The following is a 15,958-nucleotide window of genomic DNA, read 5'->3' as shown; positions in this document are numbered from 1 at the left end:
GCGTGCCAGAACCGCTGCAATGGCCGTGCCCGGCGGGCACTGGCCACGCCGGACGGGCGCACGTCAAGGGATCTCTCGCGGCGTCACGTCGGTGACCTCGCCGAGGCGGCGGGCACCGCGCCCCATGTTGCTTGCGGTGTTCGAGGTCCAGCGCGCAGTGCTGCGATAGACCGTGCTGAAGCCGTGGCGTGGATCCATGCGCATCACCCAGGGCGCGACCGGGCGCCCCGTCAGGCGTGCCCAAGCCGCGCGCAGGCTCCAGGCAAGCGCCAGGATGCACCCGGCCAGCAGCAGGCTCAGGAACAGCAGCCCTCCCATGGCGATCAGGGCCAGGCGCAGGCTCCAGCGTATGGCGGTGGTGACGACTTCGTTCAATCCGGGCCTCTCTATCAAGCTCAAGCGGCGCGCGCGAAGGGCGGCGCGCCATCCATGGTAAGTCTCAATCGGCCGCTTCGGGTTCCCCGAAGATGAAAACCCCCGGGTTGCGCACCGGATCGACGTCCACCGGAATGGTGCTCTTGGGCGGATAACGGCCTTCGAGCAGCGCGGTGGAGAGCGGGTTTTCGATGCGCTGCTGGATCGCGCGCTTGAGCGGGCGCGCGCCGAACACCGGATCGAACCCGACCTTGGCCAGCTCCGCCATCGCCGCCGGCGAGACACGCAGATGCAGATCCATCCTGGCCAGGCGATCTTCGAGCAGCTTGAGCTGGATCGCGGCGATCGCCTCGATGTGGCGCGCATCGAGCGCGTGGAACACCACCGTCTCGTCGATGCGGTTGAGAAACTCGGGGCGGAAATGTGCCTTCAGCTCTTCCCAGACCGCATCCTTCACCTCGTCGTCGGGCTGACCGACCATGGCCTGGATGCGCTGCGAGCCGATGTTGCTGGTCATCACGATGACCGTGTTCTTGAAGTCCACGGTGCGCCCCTGGCCATCGGTCAGGCGCCCGTCGTCGAGCACCTGCAGCAGCACGTTGAACACGTCGGGGTGGGCTTTTTCCACCTCGTCGAGCAGCAGCACGCTGTAGGGCTTGCGCCGCACGGCTTCGGTCAGATAACCGCCTTCTTCATAGCCAACATAGCCCGGAGGCGCGCCAATCAAGCGCGCCACGCTATGCTTTTCCATGAATTCGCTCATGTCGATGCGAACCATGTGGTCTTCGCTGTCGAACAGGAAGTTGGCCAGCGCCTTGCACAGCTCGGTCTTGCCCACGCCCGTGGGCCCGAGGAACAAAAAGCTGCCCAGCGGCCGGTTCGGGTCCGACAGGCCCGAGCGCGAGCGGCGGATGGCGTTGGCCACGGCCGAGATCGCCTCGTCCTGGCCGACGACGCGCTGGTGCAGCCTGTCTTCCATCTGCAGCAGCTTGTCCTTTTCGCCCTGCATCATCTTGGAGACCGGGATGCCGGTGGCACGCGAGACCACCTCGGCGATCTCTTCCGCCCCGACGTGGGTGCGCAGCAGCTTGTGGCCCGCGTCGGCGCCGCCCTCGGCCTCGCTGTCCTGCGCCTCCTTCAGGCTCTTTTCCAGTTCCGGCAGCTTGCCGTACTGCAGCTCGGCCACCTTGTTGAAGTCGCCCTTGCGCTTGAGCTCCTCGATCTGCGTGCGGATCGCATCGATGTCTTTCCTGATCTGCTCGCTGCCCTGGGCACTGGCCTTCTCGGCCTGCCAGACCTCTTCGAGGTCGGCGTACTCGCGCTCGGCCCCGGCCAGCTCTTCCTCGATGAGCTGCAGGCGCTTTTGCGAGGCCTCGTCGGTCTCCTTCTTCATCGCCTCGCGCTCGATCTTGAGCTGGATCATGCGCCGCTCCAGCCGGTCGAGCAGCTCCGGCTTGGAGTCGATCTCGATCTTGATCTTGGCCGCCGCCTCGTCGATCAGATCGATGGCCTTGTCCGGCAGGAAGCGGTCGGTGATGTAGCGGTGGGACAGCTCGGCCGCGGCAACGATGGCCGGGTCGGTGATGTCCACGCCGTGGTGCGCCTCGTAGCGCACCTGCAGGCCGCGCAGGATGGCGATGGTGTCCTCCACGCTGGGCTCCTGCACCAGCACCTTCTGGAAGCGCCGCTCCAGCGCCGCGTCCTTCTCGATGTATTTGCGGTATTCGTCCAGCGTGGTGGCGCCGATGCAGTGCAGCTCGCCGCGCGCCAGCGCCGGTTTGAGCATGTTGCCCGCGTCGATCGCGCCCTCGGCCTTGCCCGCGCCCACCATGGTGTGCAGCTCGTCGATGAAGAGGATGATGCGGCCCTCGTCCTGCGCCACTTCCTTGAGCACCGATTTGAGCCGCTCCTCGAACTCGCCGCGGTACTTGGCCCCGGCCAAGAGCCCCGCCATGTCCAGCACCAGCACGCGCTTGCCCTTGAGGCTTTCGGGCACTTCACCCGCAATGATGCGCTGCGCCAGGCCTTCGACGATGGCGGTCTTGCCCACGCCGGGCTCGCCGATCAGCACCGGGTTGTTCTTGGAGCGGCGCTGCAGCACCTGGATGGTGCGGCGGATCTCGTCGTCGCGCCCGATCACCGGGTCAAGCTTGCCCTGGCGCGCGCGCTCGGTCAGGTCCAGCGTGTACTTCTTCAGCGCCTCGCGCTGACCCTCGCCCTCGGCGCTGTCCATGGTCTGGCCGCCGCGCACCGCTTCCACGGCCGATTCCAGCGCCTTGCGCGACAGGCCGGCTTCGCGGGCGATGCGGCCCGCTTCGCCGCTCGAATCGGCCAAGGCCAGCAGGAACATTTCGCTGGCGATGAACTGGTCGCCGCGCTTGATCGCTTCCTTCTCGGTTGCCTGCAGCAACTTGAGGAGGTCGGGGCCGGGCTGCACCTGCTCCTGGCCTTGCACGCTGGGCAGGCGCTTGAGGGCCGCGTCGGCCTCCTGCGCCAGGCGCGCCACGTTCACGCCGGCGCGCGCCAGCAGCGACTTCGGGCCGTCCTCCTGCTGCAGCATGGCCGCAAGCAGGTGTTCAGGCTGGATGTAGGCGTGGTCGTAGCCCAGCGCCAGCGACTGGGCGTCGGCCAGCGCCTGCTGGAATTTGGTGGTGAGTTTGTCGAGTCGCATCGTGCGTCGCTCCCGAAAATCCATCGTTATGGGAACGATATGCGGCCCCCGGGGCGTGATTCAAGACGGCGGCGGGTGCAGGCGGGCCGTCGCATAGCCCTGGCGCGCCACCTCGGTGCACATGGCGTCCCAAGGGCAGCCGCTGCAGGCGGCACGGATGCGGCCCGCCGAAAAGGCCGCACGCAGGCGCGCGAGCAGGGATGCGTCGAGCCGCCAGCCACCACCACTGCCCGGCGCACCCAGCAGCGGCGCCAGCGCCTGCGCGGCCTGCCGGTCGCGCTCGCGCACCGACGCGCCATGGCAGTGCGCACCCTCGCCTTCGCCCGCGCACAGCGGCTCGCAGATCGCGTCGGGGCCGCTGGCCAGCGTCAGCGCCTCACCGTCGGCGAGGCGGGCCACGATGGCATCGAAGTTGGCCACGAAGGCCGGGCTGTAACCCTCGCCCGAATAGGTCAGCAGGCACAGCAGATGGTGGGCGCGCAGCGCCAGCGTCATGCGCCGCGGCGGCTCTTGCGTGCCTGGTACCACAGCGCCAGCGTGGCAGCGCCGAGGGCGGACTTGAGCACGTCACCCAGCAGGAAGGGCAGCACGCCGAACTGCCAGCCCTTGTCCATGCCGATCAACATGCCCAGCCAGGTGCCGCCGGCCAGCAGAATCAGCGTGGTGCAGGCGAACATCGCGACAAAGGCGCGCAGCGGTCGCGCGCCATCCCAGCCGCGCTGCGCGAGCCAGCCCATGAGCATCGCGCCTACCGGGAAGGCCAGCAGATAGCCCGCGGTCTTGCCCATGAAGGGCGCCAGGCCGCCGGCACCGCCCGCCAGCACCGGCATGCCGGCCAGCGCCTGCAGCAGCCAGGCCAGCACGGTGATGCCGCCCAGGCGCCAGCCATAGAGCGCGCCCACCATCAGCACGGCGAAGGTCTGCATGGACACCGGCACCGGCTGCAGCGGAATGCTCAGGTAGGACGAGGCACTGAGCGCGGCCGTGCCGACGAGCACCAGCAGCAGCTGGCGCAGCCAGTGGCCGGAGCCGCTCGGGTTCAGGGACAGGGAGGCGGAAGTGGGTAGTGTCATGGGTAGCTCGAAGGAAAAAACCGGACAGGCGACCGGAGCACGCCCGGCCAGCCACCAGACGCAAGTATCTGCAGCGCACGGCCCAATGTCAACCATGATTCGATTTTTTGGTTTACAAGATATTTTCCGCATGCGGCACACTCGGGCCATGAAACCCGCTTCCCCGGCACAAGACATGTTGCAGCAGCTGGCGCATGGTGAAGCGGTTTCGGGCGAGCTGCTGGCCGAGCGCCTGGGCGTCACCCGCGCCGCCATCTGGAAGCAGGTGGCCGCGCTGCGTGCTTTGGGCCTTCCCGTGGCGGCGCGTACCGGTGCGGGCTACCGGCTGCCCTGGCCGCTGGAGCTGCTGGATGCGGCGCGCATCACCGAGGCGCTGGACGATCCCGCAGGCGCACTGGTACAGGTGCACTGGCAGCTCGATTCCACCCAGGACGCGCTGGCGCGCCTGGGTGAAGACACGCCCGACCTGACGGTGGTGCTGGCCGAAAGCCAGAGCGCCGGCCGCGGGCGGCGGGGGCGCGATTGGCAATGCCCGCCGGGCATGGGCATCACCCTGTCCTGCCTCAAGCGCTTTGCCAGCGGACCGGCGGCGCTGTCGGGTCTGTCCATCGCCATGGGCGTGTGCGCGGTGCAGGCCATCGAGAGTCTTGTCTCCGTGCCCGGCCTGCAGCTCAAATGGCCCAACGACCTGGTGGTGGGCGAGCGCAAGCTGGCGGGCATCCTGATCGAGGTGGATGGCGAATACGACGGGCCGTGCGTCGCACGCATCGGCCTGGGGTTGAACCTGCGCCTGGCGCCCGAGACGCCCGAGCGGCCCGAGGCCATGGCGCTGCCCGCCACCGACCTGGCCAGCTGCGGCAGCGGCCCGCTGCCCGGGCGCAATCTGCTGGCCGCACGGCTGATCGCGCATCTGCGCGCGGGACTGCTGCGCTTCGAGCGCGAAGGCCTGGCGGCCTTTGCCGATGCGTTTGCACGCAGGGACAGCCTGGCCGGTCAACCCTTGGTCATCCACGGCGCGCAGGGGCAGCAGCAGGGCAAGGGCTGCGGCATCGATGCACGCGGGGCGCTGCGCGTGGACCTGGGCGGGCGCACCACCACCGTCTTCGCCGACAAGGTGTCGGTGCGGCGCTAGCCGACGTTGCGTGCCCGCACGCCCCAGCGCGCGAGCGCCGCATCGTCGCTTTCGCGCGCATCGACCCAGCGCTCGCCGTCGGGCGTGTGTTCTTTTTTCCAGAACGGCGCCTGGGTCTTGAGGTAGTCCATCAGGAATTCGCAGGCCTGAAAGCTCGCCTGGCGGTGGCTGCTGGTGACGGCCACGAGCACGATCTGATCCTGCGCCGCCAGGGCCCCCACGCGATGGATCACGCGCACGCCGTACAGGTCGAAGCGCCGGCGCGCTTCCTCGATCATCGCGGCGATCGCCTTTTCGGTCATGCCCGGGTAGTGTTCGAGTTCCATGCGGCTGACCGGGCCGCTGCTGCCGTGCTCACGCACCGTACCGACGAAGCAGCAGACCGCGCCGACACGCGCCTCGCCGGCGCGCAGGCGCGCGAGTTCGCTGCCCACGTCGAAGTCGGCGCGCTGGATGGAAATCTCGCCGGACATCGGCCTGGCCCCCGCTTTGCTACAGTGGACAACTACTTTACCGCGCCGCCCGCATGCCCGCCCTCGCCTTCACCGCCCATGGCTACACGCTCTACCCCTCGCCGCAGAGCGCGCACCGCGAAGTCTTTGCCTACCACGTCTTCGTGCCCCATCCCTATGCGCTGATCGACCTGCCGGGCATGGACCTGGTCGGCCGCAGCAGCCTGTTCGCAGCCCACCGCGCGCGCGACGGCAAGATGGGTCAGCTCGTGAGCTTCGAGCTGGAAGTGGACCTGCGCCGCTTCGAAGAGCGCTTTCGGCCCGACTGAGCGATGCAGGACGACAACCAGATCGTCGTGCCGCCTTCCTTCCTCGCGCTGCGCCAGGACGCGCAGGGGCGGCTGCGCGGGACGCCGGCCGAAGTGCGCGAACGCTACGAATGGTGCGAGGACATGGCCGCAAGCCTGGTGGAGCGCGCGCAGCAGGTGTACCAGGGCGCGCCCTCGGAAGCCAGCGTGCTGCAGGGTTTTCATGCGGCACTGCGCCACCCCGAGGCCGGCCTGTCCGCGGCCGAGGCGCGCTGGGTCACGCTGCGCCTGGCCGAGCTGCTGGGCTGGCACGGCCCCGCGCTGCCAGCGGAAGACTGATCAACCCCCGGTCACCGGCGGAAAGAAGGCAACCTCGGCGCCGTCCGGCAAGGGGGCATCGGCGCCGGCCATGGCCTGATCCAGCGCCATGCGCAGCGCACGCCCTTCGGCCAGGCAGTCGGCCCAGGGCGCGCCGCGCGCGATCAGCTCCTGACGCAGCGCGGCCAGCGTTTGGGCGCGGGTACTCACGCTTTCGCGCTCGCGGCCCATGCCTTCGCGGATGGAGGCGAAGTAACGCACGGTCACGGTCTTGGCGGTCATCACAGCAGCTCCGTCCAGGCAATGAAGCGCACGCTGTCGCCCCGGGCGATGGGCGTGCCGGGCGGATTGTCCACCACGCCGTCGGCCCAGACCGTGGAGGTGAGCACGCCCGAGCTCTGGTTGGGAAACAATTCCAGTTGCCCCTGCGCGCCCCGGCGCACGCGCAGGAATTCACGGCGTTTGTCTGGTTTTGCCCAATCGAACCCAGCGGTGGCCGCTACGGACAAGGGAGCAACATCGGCCACGCCCTGCAAACGCAGCAGGAAGGGGCGCACCAACAGCGCGAAGGTGATGAAGCTCGACACGGGGTTGCCCGGCAGGCCGAGGAAATGCGCGCGGCGCGCCCCACTTTGCACATGGCCGCAGGCAAAGGGCTTGCCGGGCTTGATGGCAATTTTCCACAGGTCGAGCGCACCCAGGCGCGCGACGGCGGGCTTGACGTGGTCTTCCTCGCCCACCGACACGCCGCCGCTGGTGACGATCACGTCGCAGCGCTCGGCCGCCAGTTCCAGCGCGGCCACGGTGGCAGCCAGCGTGTCCTGTACCACGCCCAGGTCCAGCACCTCGCAGCCCAGGCGCTGCAGCAGGCTGCGCAGGAAGTAGCGGTTGCTGTTGTAGATGTGGCCTTCGGGCAGTTGCGCGGGCGCCACGGTACCGGGCATGACGAGCTCGTCGCCGGTGGAAAACAGCGCCACGCGCGGGCGCCGGGCCACGGCCAGCTCGGCCAGGCCCACGCTGGCCGCCAGGCCCAGCTCGGCCGGGCCCAGGCGCGTGCCCGCAGGCAGCACGGTGCTGCCGCGCGCTATGTCTTCGCCGCTGCGGCGGATGCACTGGCCGGGCCTGGGCCGGGCCTTGACCTGCACGCGCTCGCCGTCGAGCGGCGCGCATTCCTCCTGCATCACCACTGCGTCCGCGCCCCGGGGAATCGGCGCGCCGGTAAAGATGCGCGCGGCCGTGCCGGCCGCCAGGGGCTGGCCGACGTGGCCCGCGGCAATGCGCTGCGACACGGGCAGCACCACGCCGGGCTGCGCCACATCCGCGGCGCGGAGCGCGTAGCCGTCCATCGCGCTGTTGTCGCGCGGCGGAACCTGCAGGGGCGAGACCACGTCCTGCGCCAGCACGCGGCGGTCGGCATCGAACAGCGAGACGCTTTCGCGCTCGCCCAGCGGCGTGGCCTGCGCCAGCAGCTCGGCCAGGGCTTCGTCCAGGGGTTTGAGAGGGGTTTGCATGTCGGTGTCTCCAGCGGGGGGCGCCGCAGGGCAAGGCAGTGGCCGGCAACGGGCGCGAAGCGGCTGCGCACACTGCCCCGCGCCCGCGCCCGCGCCCGCGCCCGCGGCCCGTGGCGCCCTGCGTGCCGCGCCCCGAAACGTGCAGGGTAGCGCAGCCATGGCCGCCCTGCGCGCCGCGGCTGCGCGGCCGGTGGCAAGGGCCGGCGAACAGAGAGCTGCCAGGCAGCCCATTCGCTCCCCATTTTGTAGCCGCAAGCGCTTGCCAGGCGGGCGCTTCAGGGCGATTTGACCTTAGACCGAGACCTGCGCCGCGATGGCCGCCTTGACGCCGGCAACCTCGGCGGGCAGCACGCTGACGCGCTTGGGCAGGTCTTCGATGCCGACGAATTGCGCCGGCCGCTCGGGCGGATGGCCCAGCGCCTCGGTGATGGTCTGGGCGAACTTGATCGGCAAGGCGGTTTCCAGCACGAGCATGGGCTTGCCGTCCAGATGCTCGCGCGCCACCTTCACGCCGTCGGCGGTGTGCGTGTCTATGGTCACGCCGCACCGCGCATGCACCTCGCGGATGGTGGCCAGACGGTCGGCATGGGTGCTGCGCCCGCTGCGAAAGCCGTAGCGCGCCGCGGCCTGGGCAAAGCGCGCATCGCCGCTCAGGTCGAAAAAACCCTGGCCGGGAAGCTGCTCGGCAAAAAGCCGCCGCGTGGCCGCGCCGTCGCGCCCGAGCAGGTCGAAGACGAAGCGCTCGAAATTGCTCGCCTTGGAGATGTCCATCGAGGGGCTGGAGGTCTCCCGCGTATCGGCCGCGGCGCGCACGCGGTAGACGCCGGTGCGGAAGAACTCGTCGAGCACGTCGTTTTCATTGGTGGCGACGACCAGGTGCTCGACGGGCAGCCCCATCATGCGCGCCACGTGCCCGGCGCAGACGTTGCCGAAGTTGCCCGACGGGACGGTAAAGCTCACCCGCGCTGCCCCCTCGCCCCTCTGGGGAGAGGGCTGGGGCAGGGGGCCGCCCCCCGCTTCAACGCGATCAGAGGTCGCCTGGAAGTACCCCGCAAAGTAATACACCACCTGCGCCAGCAGCCGCGCCCAGTTGATCGAGTTCACCGTGCCGATGCGGTACCTCGCCTTGAACGCGAGGTCGTTGCTGACCGCCTTGACGATGTCCTGGCAGTCGTCGAACACGCCCTCGATGGCGATGTTGTGGATGTTGGCATCCTGCAGGCTGAACATCTGCGCCTGCTGGAAGGGGCTCATGCGCCCGTGCGGGCTGAGCATGAAGACGCGGATGCCCCGCTTGCCGCGCATGGCGTATTCGGCGGCGCTGCCGGTGTCGCCGCTGGTCGCGCCCAGGATGTTGAGCTCTTCACCGCGCCGGCCCAACTCATATTCGAACAGATGGCCCAGCAGCTGCATGGCCATGTCCTTGAAGGCGAGCGTCGGGCCGTTGGACAGGCCCAGCAGGAACAGTCCCGGTTCCAAAGGCTTGAGCGGCACGATCTCGCGCGTGCCGAAGACCTGGGCGGTGTAGGTCTTGTCGCAGATCGCCCTCAGGTCGGCCGAGGGGATGTCGTCGATGTAGAGCGAGAGGATCTCGAAGGCCAGCGCCGCATAGCCCTGTTCGGCATGTACCTTGCGCAGGCGGGCAAGTTCGGCCGCATTCACCTGCGGATAGCGCTCGGGCAGGTACAGGCCGCCGTCGGGCGCCAGGCCTTCGAGCAGGATGTCGCAGAATTTTCGGGCTGTGGCGTCGCCACGGGTAGAGAGGTAGTGCATGGGGTTCACTTGATGCCGATATCAAGCATCCCAGGGGTTGACGAGCGTCAGGCCGGTGTCTTGAAAATGGCGGGTGTTGCGGGTCACCAGGGGCAAGCGGTGCGTGACTGCCGTCGCCGCGATCAGCAGATCAAGGTCTGCCTGCGGGCGGCCTATCGCCTGGCAAGACACCCGCAAGCGGCTCCAGGTGCGCCAGACCGCTTCATCCGTGGGCAGTATCTTGCCCTCGAAATCGTGACATAGCTGCTCAAACCACAGTTGCAAGCGGCTGCGCCGGGCGCTGGGCACCATGCGTTCAATGCCAAACAGAATCTCGCCCACGCTCACGGCCGGTATCAGACACTGGCCCCGGTGCGCGTCCAGCCATTGCCGAACGACAGGCTCGGGAAGCGATTTGAAAGATTCGAAGACCACGCAGGTATCCAGCAGCCAAACCATGGCACTCACTCACCCAGAGGTTCCAGGGGCTTGATGCTGGTGCGCTCCGGCAATTCGAAGTCATCGGCTTTGGGGGCATTGAGCAGAAAGTCGACAAACCCGTCATCGCCATGCGATGCAGTGCTCCCCTGCTCTACCGCCACCATCCGTACCACGGGCTTGCCGTGGCGCGTAACGGTCTGCGGGCCTTCGCTCAGGGCCCGGTCTATCATTTCGCTGAAGTGGTTCTTGGCTTCTTGTACTTGCCATACTGAGGACATGGCCAGCTCCTGAAAAATCCGTTATTCTGGCCTGATTTTATCTGATCTGGCCAGAAACACCCTCAGTTCAGCTCTTCCTTGCGGATGCGCGTGATCGGCGCGAGCACCGTGGGCAGCGGCTGGATCTGTGCCAGCGCGCCGTCGAGGTCGCCCTCGCGGGTGTCGTGGGTGAGGATGATCAGGTCGGTCTGCGGTATGCCCTGCGTGCCCTCGGGCGCGGTGCCCTCGCTGACTACCTCCTGCGCTTCGCGCTGCAGGATGGCGTCGATGCTGATGCCCGCGCCCGCCAGGATGCCGGTGATGCGCGCCAGCACGCCGGCCTCGTCCACCACGCGGATGCGCAGGTAGTAGCCGGTGACCACCTCGGCCATGGGCAGCACGGGCAGGTCGCCGCCGGCCGCCGCCAGCGTGCTGCTCTGAAAGGCCAGCGGCGGCACGCGGTGCGCGGGGTCGGCGCCGTCCAGGCGCGCGATGTCCACCAGGTCGGCAATCACCGCACTGGCCGTCGGCTCGCTGCCCGCGCCCTTGCCGTAGTAGAGCGTGGCACCGACCGCGTCGCCCTGCACCACCACCGCGTTCATCGCGCCATCGACGTTGGCGATCAGGCGCCGCGCCGGGATCAGGGTGGGGTGCACGCGCAGCTCCACGCCCTTGTCGGTGCGCCGGGTGATGCCCAGCAGCTTGATGCGGTAGCCCAGCTGCTCGGCGTACCTGATGTCGGCACTCGCGAGCCTGGTGATGCCTTCCACGTGGCACTTGTCGAACTGCACCGGTATGCCGAAGGCAATCGCGCTGATGAGCGTCGCCTTGTGCGCCGCGTCCACGCCCTCGATGTCGAAGGTGGGGTCGGCCTCGGCGTAGCCCAGGCGCTGGGCGTCCTTGAGGGCGGCGGCGAAGTCCATGCCCTTGTCGCGCATCTCGCTGAGGATGAAATTCGTCGTGCCGTTGATGATGCCCGCCACCCACTGGATGCGGTTGGCCGTCAGCCCCTCGCGCAGCGCCTTGATGATGGGGATGCCCCCGGCGACTGCCGCCTCGAAGGCGATGATCACGCCCTTGGCCGCGGCCGCGCGGAAGATCTCGGTGCCGTGCACCGCCAGCAGCGCCTTGTTCGCCGTGACCACGTGCTTGCCCTGGCCAATGGCCTCCATCACCAGCTGCCGGGCTATGCCGTAGCCGCCGATCAGCTCCACCACCACGTCGATCTCGGGGTTGGCGATGACCTCGCGCGCGTCGCCCACCACGCGCACGCCGTCGCCCACGATGGAGCGCGCGCGCGCGGTGTCCAGGTCGGCCACCATGGTGATCTCTATCGCCCGCCCGGCACGCCGGCCGATCTCTTCCTGGTTGCGCGAGAGCACCTGGAAGGTGCCGCTGCCTACGGTGCCTATGCCGAGCAGGCCGACTTGGATGGGTTTCATGGTTTTACTAGTCAAATAGGGCTCAAACGCTTGCCAGTCAAGCGCGAGCAGCTTCTTTTTCAGGATTGATGGCAAGCACGGATGCCGGCTTGGCGCGGCGCGCGCGATACCGCTCCAGGAACTTGGCCAGACGCCCGATCGCCTCGCGCAGGTCGCTCTTGTGCGGCAGGAAGACGATGCGAAAGTGCTGGTGATCGGGGTAGTTGAAACCCGTGCCCTGCACCAGCATCACGCGCGTGGCGCGCAGCACTTCCATGAAGAACTGGCGGTCGTCCTCGATCGGGTACATCTCGGGATCGAGACGCGGGAACATGTACAGCGCCGCCTGGGGCTTGACGCAGGTGACGCCCGGGATCGCGGTGATCAGCTCATAGGCCAGGTCGCGCTGCACGCGCAGGCGCCCGCCTTCCCTGATCAGATCGTTGATGCTCTGGTAGCCGCCCAGGGCGGTCTGGATCGCCCACTGGCCCGGCACGTTGGAGCCGAGCTTGAGGTTGGCCAGCATGTTCAAGCCCTCGATGTAGTCGCCGGCCAGCGACTTGTCGCCCGAGACCACCATCCAGCCGGCGCGAAAGCCGCAGGAGCGGTAGGCCTTGGAGAGCGAGTTGAAAGTGAGCGTGAGCACGTCCGTCGAAAGGCTGGCCATGGCCGTGTGGCGCGCGCCCTCGTACAGCACCTTGTCGTAGACCTCGTCGACCAGCAGCACCAGTTCGTGCTCGCGCGCCAGCTGCACGATGCCCTTGAGCAGTTCGTCGGAATACAGCGCGCCCGTGGGGTTGTTCGGGTTGATCACCACGATGCCGCGCGTCTTCGGCCCGATCTTGGCGCGCATGTCGGCCAGGTCCGGCATCCAGCCGCGCGCCTCGTCGCAGACGTAATGCACCGGCACGCCACCGGCCAGGCTGGTCGCGGCCGTCCACAGCGGATAGTCGGGCGCGGGCAGCAGCAGCTCGTCGCCGTCGTCAAGCAGCGCATTGGTCGCCATCACGATCAGCTCGCTCGCGCCATTGCCCAGGTAGATGTCGTCCAGCGTGACGCCGGCGATGCCCTGCTGCTGCGTGTAGTGCATCACCGCCTTGCGCGCGGCGAAGAGGCCCTTGCTGTCCGAGTAACCGGCGGACTCGGGCAGGTTGCGGATCATGTCCTGCACCACCTCGTCGGGCGGATCGAAGCCGAACGGCGCCATGTTGCCGATATTGAGCTTGATGATCTTCTGGCCCTCTTCCTCCATCTGCCGCGCCGCGTCCACGATGGGGCCGCGCACGTCGTAGAGCACGTTGTTCAGTTTGGCGGATTTGTGCAGCGGTTTCATGGCACCGGGCCTCTGGCGGCGAACGAAACCTATAATTTGACCACACTTGCCTGCCGCCCATGCTGCAGTGCAACCTGACATACCCCACCATGAAGTTCCAGCCCGATCGCAGCGACACCCAGACCGTCACCGGCTACGGCCCGGGCTGGATCGCGGTGGATGCCGAGCGGCTCACGCACAGCGTGATCATCGGCTTCAGCGGCGAGCGCATCGACTGGAAGTGCGAGCGCTTCGAAGACCTCTCGCCCGCCCACTTCGCCCAGCTGGCGGAGCTGGACGCCGAGGTGGTCATCTTCGGCAGCGGGGAGCGCGGGCGCTTCGTGCCGCCGCAGTGGCTCAAGCCCTTGATGGCGCGCCACGTCGGCATGGAAACCATGGACACCCACGCGGCCTGTCGCACCTACAACATCCTCGCCGGCGAAGGCCGCAAGGTGTTTGCGGCGCTGCTCGTCTGAGCGCGCGCAAACCGCCGGGGCGGGCTGCGCGGGCCTGTCGCAACTGGCTTTTTTCCCAGCGACGGGTTAAAATGGCGGTCTTGCAGCCGAGGGTTACGCACCTACCTCCCAATCACCCTCGGCATTTGTGCGGCCCCACACGAGAGAGACGAACTGCCATGGCGATTGCTGTCAACAAACCCCTTCCTGAATTTGAAGCCAACGCGACCGGCGAAGTGCATGTCTCCAACGTCTCGCATCTGGGCCAGGCGCTGGTGCTGTACTTCTACCCCAAGGACAATACCCCCGGCTGCACGACGGAAGCCATGCAGTTTCGCGACAGGTACAAGGATTTCGTCAAGCTCGGCGCCGAGGTCTTCGGCGTCTCGCGCGACAACATGAAGTCGCACGACGACTTCAAGGCCAAGCTCGAGCTGCCCTTCGAGCTGATCGCCGACACCGAAGAGAAAATGTGCCACATGTTCGGCGTGGTCAAGAACAAGATCATGTACGGCAAGAAGGTCAAGGGCATCGAGCGCTCCACCTTCCTCATCAATGCCGACGGCATCGTGGTGCAGGAGTGGCGCGGCCTGAAGGTGCCGGGCCACGTCGAAGACGTGCTCAAGGCCGTCAAGGCGCTCAAGACCCCGGTCAAGAAGGTCGCCTGAGCGTGGCCTCCCTCCCATGGGGAGCGCATGCATAATGGCCCCATGGGCCTGAACCACAGCCATGTCACGAAAGCCGCCCGGTCTCCCGGGCGGCTTTTCCATTTCTGAACACCCCCATGCCCCTGCCACCACCACCCACCCAACGTGCGGCCCTGCTCTCGGCCGGCAAGCGCAAGGCCGACGCCCCGGCAAAACCGGCCGCGGCCAAGGCAGCGCCCGTTTCGCCCGCCAGGCCGGCGCAGGCAAGGCCCTCCGCACCCGCGGCGCGCCCTGCGCCGCCCCGGCCCGCGCTGGCGCCAGCGCCCGTGCCGCAGCCGGCGGCACGCGCACCTGTGCCAGCGCCCGCGCCGTCGCCCGCACCGCAACGCAAGGGCGGCGCGCGCGCGCGCAAGACGGGCGCCGCGGGCAGCGGCGCAGCCAAGCTCTTCGTGCTCGACACCAACGTGCTGCTGCACGACCCCACCAGCCTGTTTCGCTTCGAGGAGCACGACATCTTCCTGCCCATGGTGGTGCTCGAAGAGCTGGACGCGCACAAACGCGGCACCACCGAGGTCGCGCGCAACGGCCGCCAGGCCAGCCGCACGCTGGATGCGCTGGTCGCCGCCGCCACCAGCAGCGACATGGCCCGGGGCGTGCCGCTCAATGGCAGCGGGCAGCGCGCCGCCACCGGCCAGCTCTACTTCCAGACCGAGCCGCTGAGCTACGAACTGCCCGCGAGCCTGCCCCAAGGCAAGGCGGACAACCAGATCCTGGGCGTGGTGCAGGCGCTGCGCACGCGCCATGCGCCGCGCGAGGTGGTGCTGGTGTCCAAGGACATCAACATGCGCGTGAAGGCGCGCGCGCTGGGCCTGGCCGCGGAGGACTACGAGAACGACAAGGTGCTCGACGACGGCGACCTGCTGTATTCGGGCTACCTGGCGCTTGCGCCCGACTTCTGGATCAAGGCCGGCAAGAAGGTGGAGAGCTGGCAGCACGGCGCCACCACCTGCTACCGCGTGAGCGGCCCGCAGGTGGCGCAGATGCTGATCAACCAGTTCGTCTATTTCGAGGCGCCGGGGGAACCCAGCCTGTATGCGCGCGTCACCGAGATCCGCGACAAGAGCGCGGTGCTGCAGACGCTCAAGGACTACGGCTCGGCCAAGAACGCGGTCTGGGGCGTGAACACGCGCAACCGCGAGCAGAACTTCGCGATGAACCTCTTGATGGACCCCGAGGTGGACTTCGTCACGCTCACCGGCCAGGCAGGCACCGGCAAGACGCTGCTGGCGCTGGCCGCGGGCCTCACGCAGGTGCTCGACGAGCGCCGCTACAGCGAGATCATCATGACCCGCGCGACGGTGAGCGTGGGCGAGGACATCGGCTTTCTGCCCGGCACCGAGGAAGAGAAGATGGGCCCATGGATGGGCGCGCTGGACGACAACCTCGAATTCCTCGCCAAGGGCGACGGCGGCAGCGGCGCCGGCGAATGGGGGCGCGCCGCGACCAACGAGCTGATCCGCAGCCGCATCAAGATCAAGAGCATGAACTTCATGCGCGGGCGCACCTTCATGAACAAGTACGTGATCATCGACGAGGCGCAGAACCTCACGCCCAAGCAGATGAAGACACTCATCACCCGCGCGGGGCCGGGCACCAAGATCATCTGCATGGGCAACCTCGGACAGATCGACACGCCCTACCTCACCGAAGGCTCCTCGGGCCTGACCTTTGCGGTGGACCGCTTCAAGGGCTGGGCGCACAGCGGCCACATCCTGCTGGCGCGTGGCGAACGCTCGCGCCTGGCGGACTTCGCCAGCGAGGTGCTCTGATCAG

General features: G+C 68.0%; 18 protein-coding genes. 6 read left to right on the top strand and 12 right to left on the bottom strand.

The window, feature by feature from the left end:
- Nucleotides 1-63: 63 nt before the first annotated feature.
- The 4 genes from FOZ74_RS12125 to FOZ74_RS12110 form a co-directional block, all read right to left on the bottom strand.
- Complete coding sequence (locus FOZ74_RS12125; protein ID WP_146913308.1) at nucleotides 64-375, bottom strand: hypothetical protein; 312 nt, start codon at nucleotides 373-375, stop codon at nucleotides 64-66.
- 64 nt (nucleotides 376-439) lie between these two features.
- Complete coding sequence (gene clpB / locus FOZ74_RS12120; RefSeq protein ID WP_146913307.1) at nucleotides 440-3,046, bottom strand: ATP-dependent chaperone ClpB; 2,607 nt, start codon at nucleotides 3,044-3,046, stop codon at nucleotides 440-442.
- A 60-nt stretch (nucleotides 3,047-3,106) separates the two neighbouring features.
- Nucleotides 3,107-3,541, bottom strand: coding sequence for a DUF1284 domain-containing protein (locus tag FOZ74_RS12115; protein WP_146913306.1), 435 nt, complete (start codon nucleotides 3,539-3,541; stop codon nucleotides 3,107-3,109).
- Nucleotides 3,538-4,119: a biotin transporter BioY gene (locus FOZ74_RS12110; RefSeq protein WP_146913305.1), complete on the bottom strand. Its 582-nt coding sequence runs from the start codon at nucleotides 4,117-4,119 to the stop codon at nucleotides 3,538-3,540. Before FOZ74_RS12110 ends, FOZ74_RS12115 begins: the two co-directional genes overlap by 4 nt.
- A gap of 148 nt (nucleotides 4,120-4,267) precedes the next feature.
- Here FOZ74_RS12110 and FOZ74_RS12105 point away from each other — a divergent pair, with 148 nt between their 5' ends.
- A complete protein-coding gene (locus FOZ74_RS12105; RefSeq protein ID WP_146913304.1) occupies nucleotides 4,268-5,251 on the top strand; it encodes a biotin--[acetyl-CoA-carboxylase] ligase in 984 nt (327 codons plus the stop codon).
- Here FOZ74_RS12105 and moaE read toward each other — a convergent pair.
- Nucleotides 5,248-5,724, bottom strand: a complete 477-nt coding sequence (gene moaE / locus FOZ74_RS12100) for a molybdopterin synthase catalytic subunit MoaE (protein WP_146913303.1) — start codon at nucleotides 5,722-5,724, stop codon at nucleotides 5,248-5,250. The genes FOZ74_RS12105 and moaE overlap by 4 nt on opposite strands.
- Before the next feature lie 53 nt (nucleotides 5,725-5,777).
- On the opposite strand from moaE, the gene FOZ74_RS12095 reads away from it, so the two are divergent.
- Complete coding sequence (locus FOZ74_RS12095) at nucleotides 5,778-6,032, top strand: hypothetical protein (protein WP_146913302.1); 255 nt, start codon at nucleotides 5,778-5,780, stop codon at nucleotides 6,030-6,032.
- A gap of 3 nt (nucleotides 6,033-6,035) precedes the next feature.
- Nucleotides 6,036-6,350 carry a hypothetical protein gene (locus FOZ74_RS12090; protein WP_146913301.1) on the top strand — a complete coding sequence of 105 codons (315 nt, stop codon included), beginning with the start codon at nucleotides 6,036-6,038 and terminating at the stop codon, nucleotides 6,348-6,350.
- On the opposite strand, the gene FOZ74_RS12085 is transcribed toward FOZ74_RS12090, so the two are convergent.
- The 7 genes from FOZ74_RS12085 to FOZ74_RS12055 all read right to left on the bottom strand — a co-directional run bounded on the left by FOZ74_RS12085 (nucleotide 6,351) and on the right by FOZ74_RS12055 (nucleotide 13,044).
- Nucleotides 6,351-6,611, bottom strand: coding sequence for a MoaD/ThiS family protein (locus tag FOZ74_RS12085; RefSeq protein WP_146913300.1), 261 nt, complete (start codon nucleotides 6,609-6,611; stop codon nucleotides 6,351-6,353). It lies immediately after the preceding gene.
- Entirely contained in the window at nucleotides 6,611-7,840 is a 1,230-nt protein-coding gene (locus FOZ74_RS12080) for a molybdopterin molybdotransferase MoeA (RefSeq protein ID WP_146913299.1), read from the bottom strand. Before FOZ74_RS12080 ends, FOZ74_RS12085 begins: the two co-directional genes overlap by 1 nt.
- Before the next feature lie 291 nt (nucleotides 7,841-8,131).
- Nucleotides 8,132-9,613 (bottom strand): threonine synthase, encoded by a 1,482-nt coding sequence (gene thrC / locus FOZ74_RS12075; RefSeq protein WP_146913298.1) that lies wholly within the window; start codon nucleotides 9,611-9,613, stop codon nucleotides 8,132-8,134.
- A gap of 21 nt (nucleotides 9,614-9,634) precedes the next feature.
- Entirely contained in the window at nucleotides 9,635-10,051 is a 417-nt protein-coding gene (locus FOZ74_RS12070; RefSeq protein ID WP_146913297.1) for a PIN domain-containing protein, read from the bottom strand.
- 5 nt (nucleotides 10,052-10,056) lie between these two features.
- Nucleotides 10,057-10,311 carry a type II toxin-antitoxin system Phd/YefM family antitoxin gene (locus FOZ74_RS12065; protein ID WP_146913296.1) on the bottom strand — a complete coding sequence of 85 codons (255 nt, stop codon included), beginning with the start codon at nucleotides 10,309-10,311 and terminating at the stop codon, nucleotides 10,057-10,059.
- Between the two features lie 62 nt (nucleotides 10,312-10,373).
- Nucleotides 10,374-11,732, bottom strand: coding sequence for a homoserine dehydrogenase (locus FOZ74_RS12060; RefSeq protein WP_146913295.1), 1,359 nt, complete (start codon nucleotides 11,730-11,732; stop codon nucleotides 10,374-10,376).
- A 37-nt stretch (nucleotides 11,733-11,769) separates the two neighbouring features.
- Nucleotides 11,770-13,044 (bottom strand): pyridoxal phosphate-dependent aminotransferase, encoded by a 1,275-nt coding sequence (locus FOZ74_RS12055; RefSeq protein ID WP_146913294.1) that lies wholly within the window; start codon nucleotides 13,042-13,044, stop codon nucleotides 11,770-11,772.
- Nucleotides 13,045-13,133: 89 nt separating this feature from the next.
- Between FOZ74_RS12055 and FOZ74_RS12050 the strand changes: the two genes are divergently transcribed.
- The 3 genes from FOZ74_RS12050 (at nucleotide 13,134) to FOZ74_RS12040 (ending at nucleotide 15,954) form a co-directional block, all read left to right on the top strand.
- Nucleotides 13,134-13,499, top strand: a complete 366-nt coding sequence (locus FOZ74_RS12050) for an Mth938-like domain-containing protein (RefSeq protein ID WP_146913293.1) — start codon at nucleotides 13,134-13,136, stop codon at nucleotides 13,497-13,499.
- A gap of 158 nt (nucleotides 13,500-13,657) precedes the next feature.
- The gene (locus FOZ74_RS12045) at nucleotides 13,658-14,146 is read left to right on the top strand and encodes a peroxiredoxin (RefSeq protein ID WP_146913292.1); all 489 of its coding nucleotides are present in this window, start codon (nucleotides 13,658-13,660) and stop codon (nucleotides 14,144-14,146) included.
- Between the two features lie 116 nt (nucleotides 14,147-14,262).
- Nucleotides 14,263-15,954, top strand: coding sequence for a PhoH family protein (locus FOZ74_RS12040; protein WP_146913291.1), 1,692 nt, complete (start codon nucleotides 14,263-14,265; stop codon nucleotides 15,952-15,954).
- Nucleotides 15,955-15,958: the final 4 nt, after the last annotated feature.

Origin of the sequence: Comamonas flocculans (assembly GCF_007954405.1) — a bacterium.
GTDB lineage: Bacteria > Pseudomonadota > Gammaproteobacteria > Burkholderiales > Burkholderiaceae_C > Comamonas_C > Comamonas_C flocculans.
The sequence above is the reverse complement of the archived record's forward strand: the minus strand, read 5'-3'. Positions and strand labels throughout refer to the sequence as shown.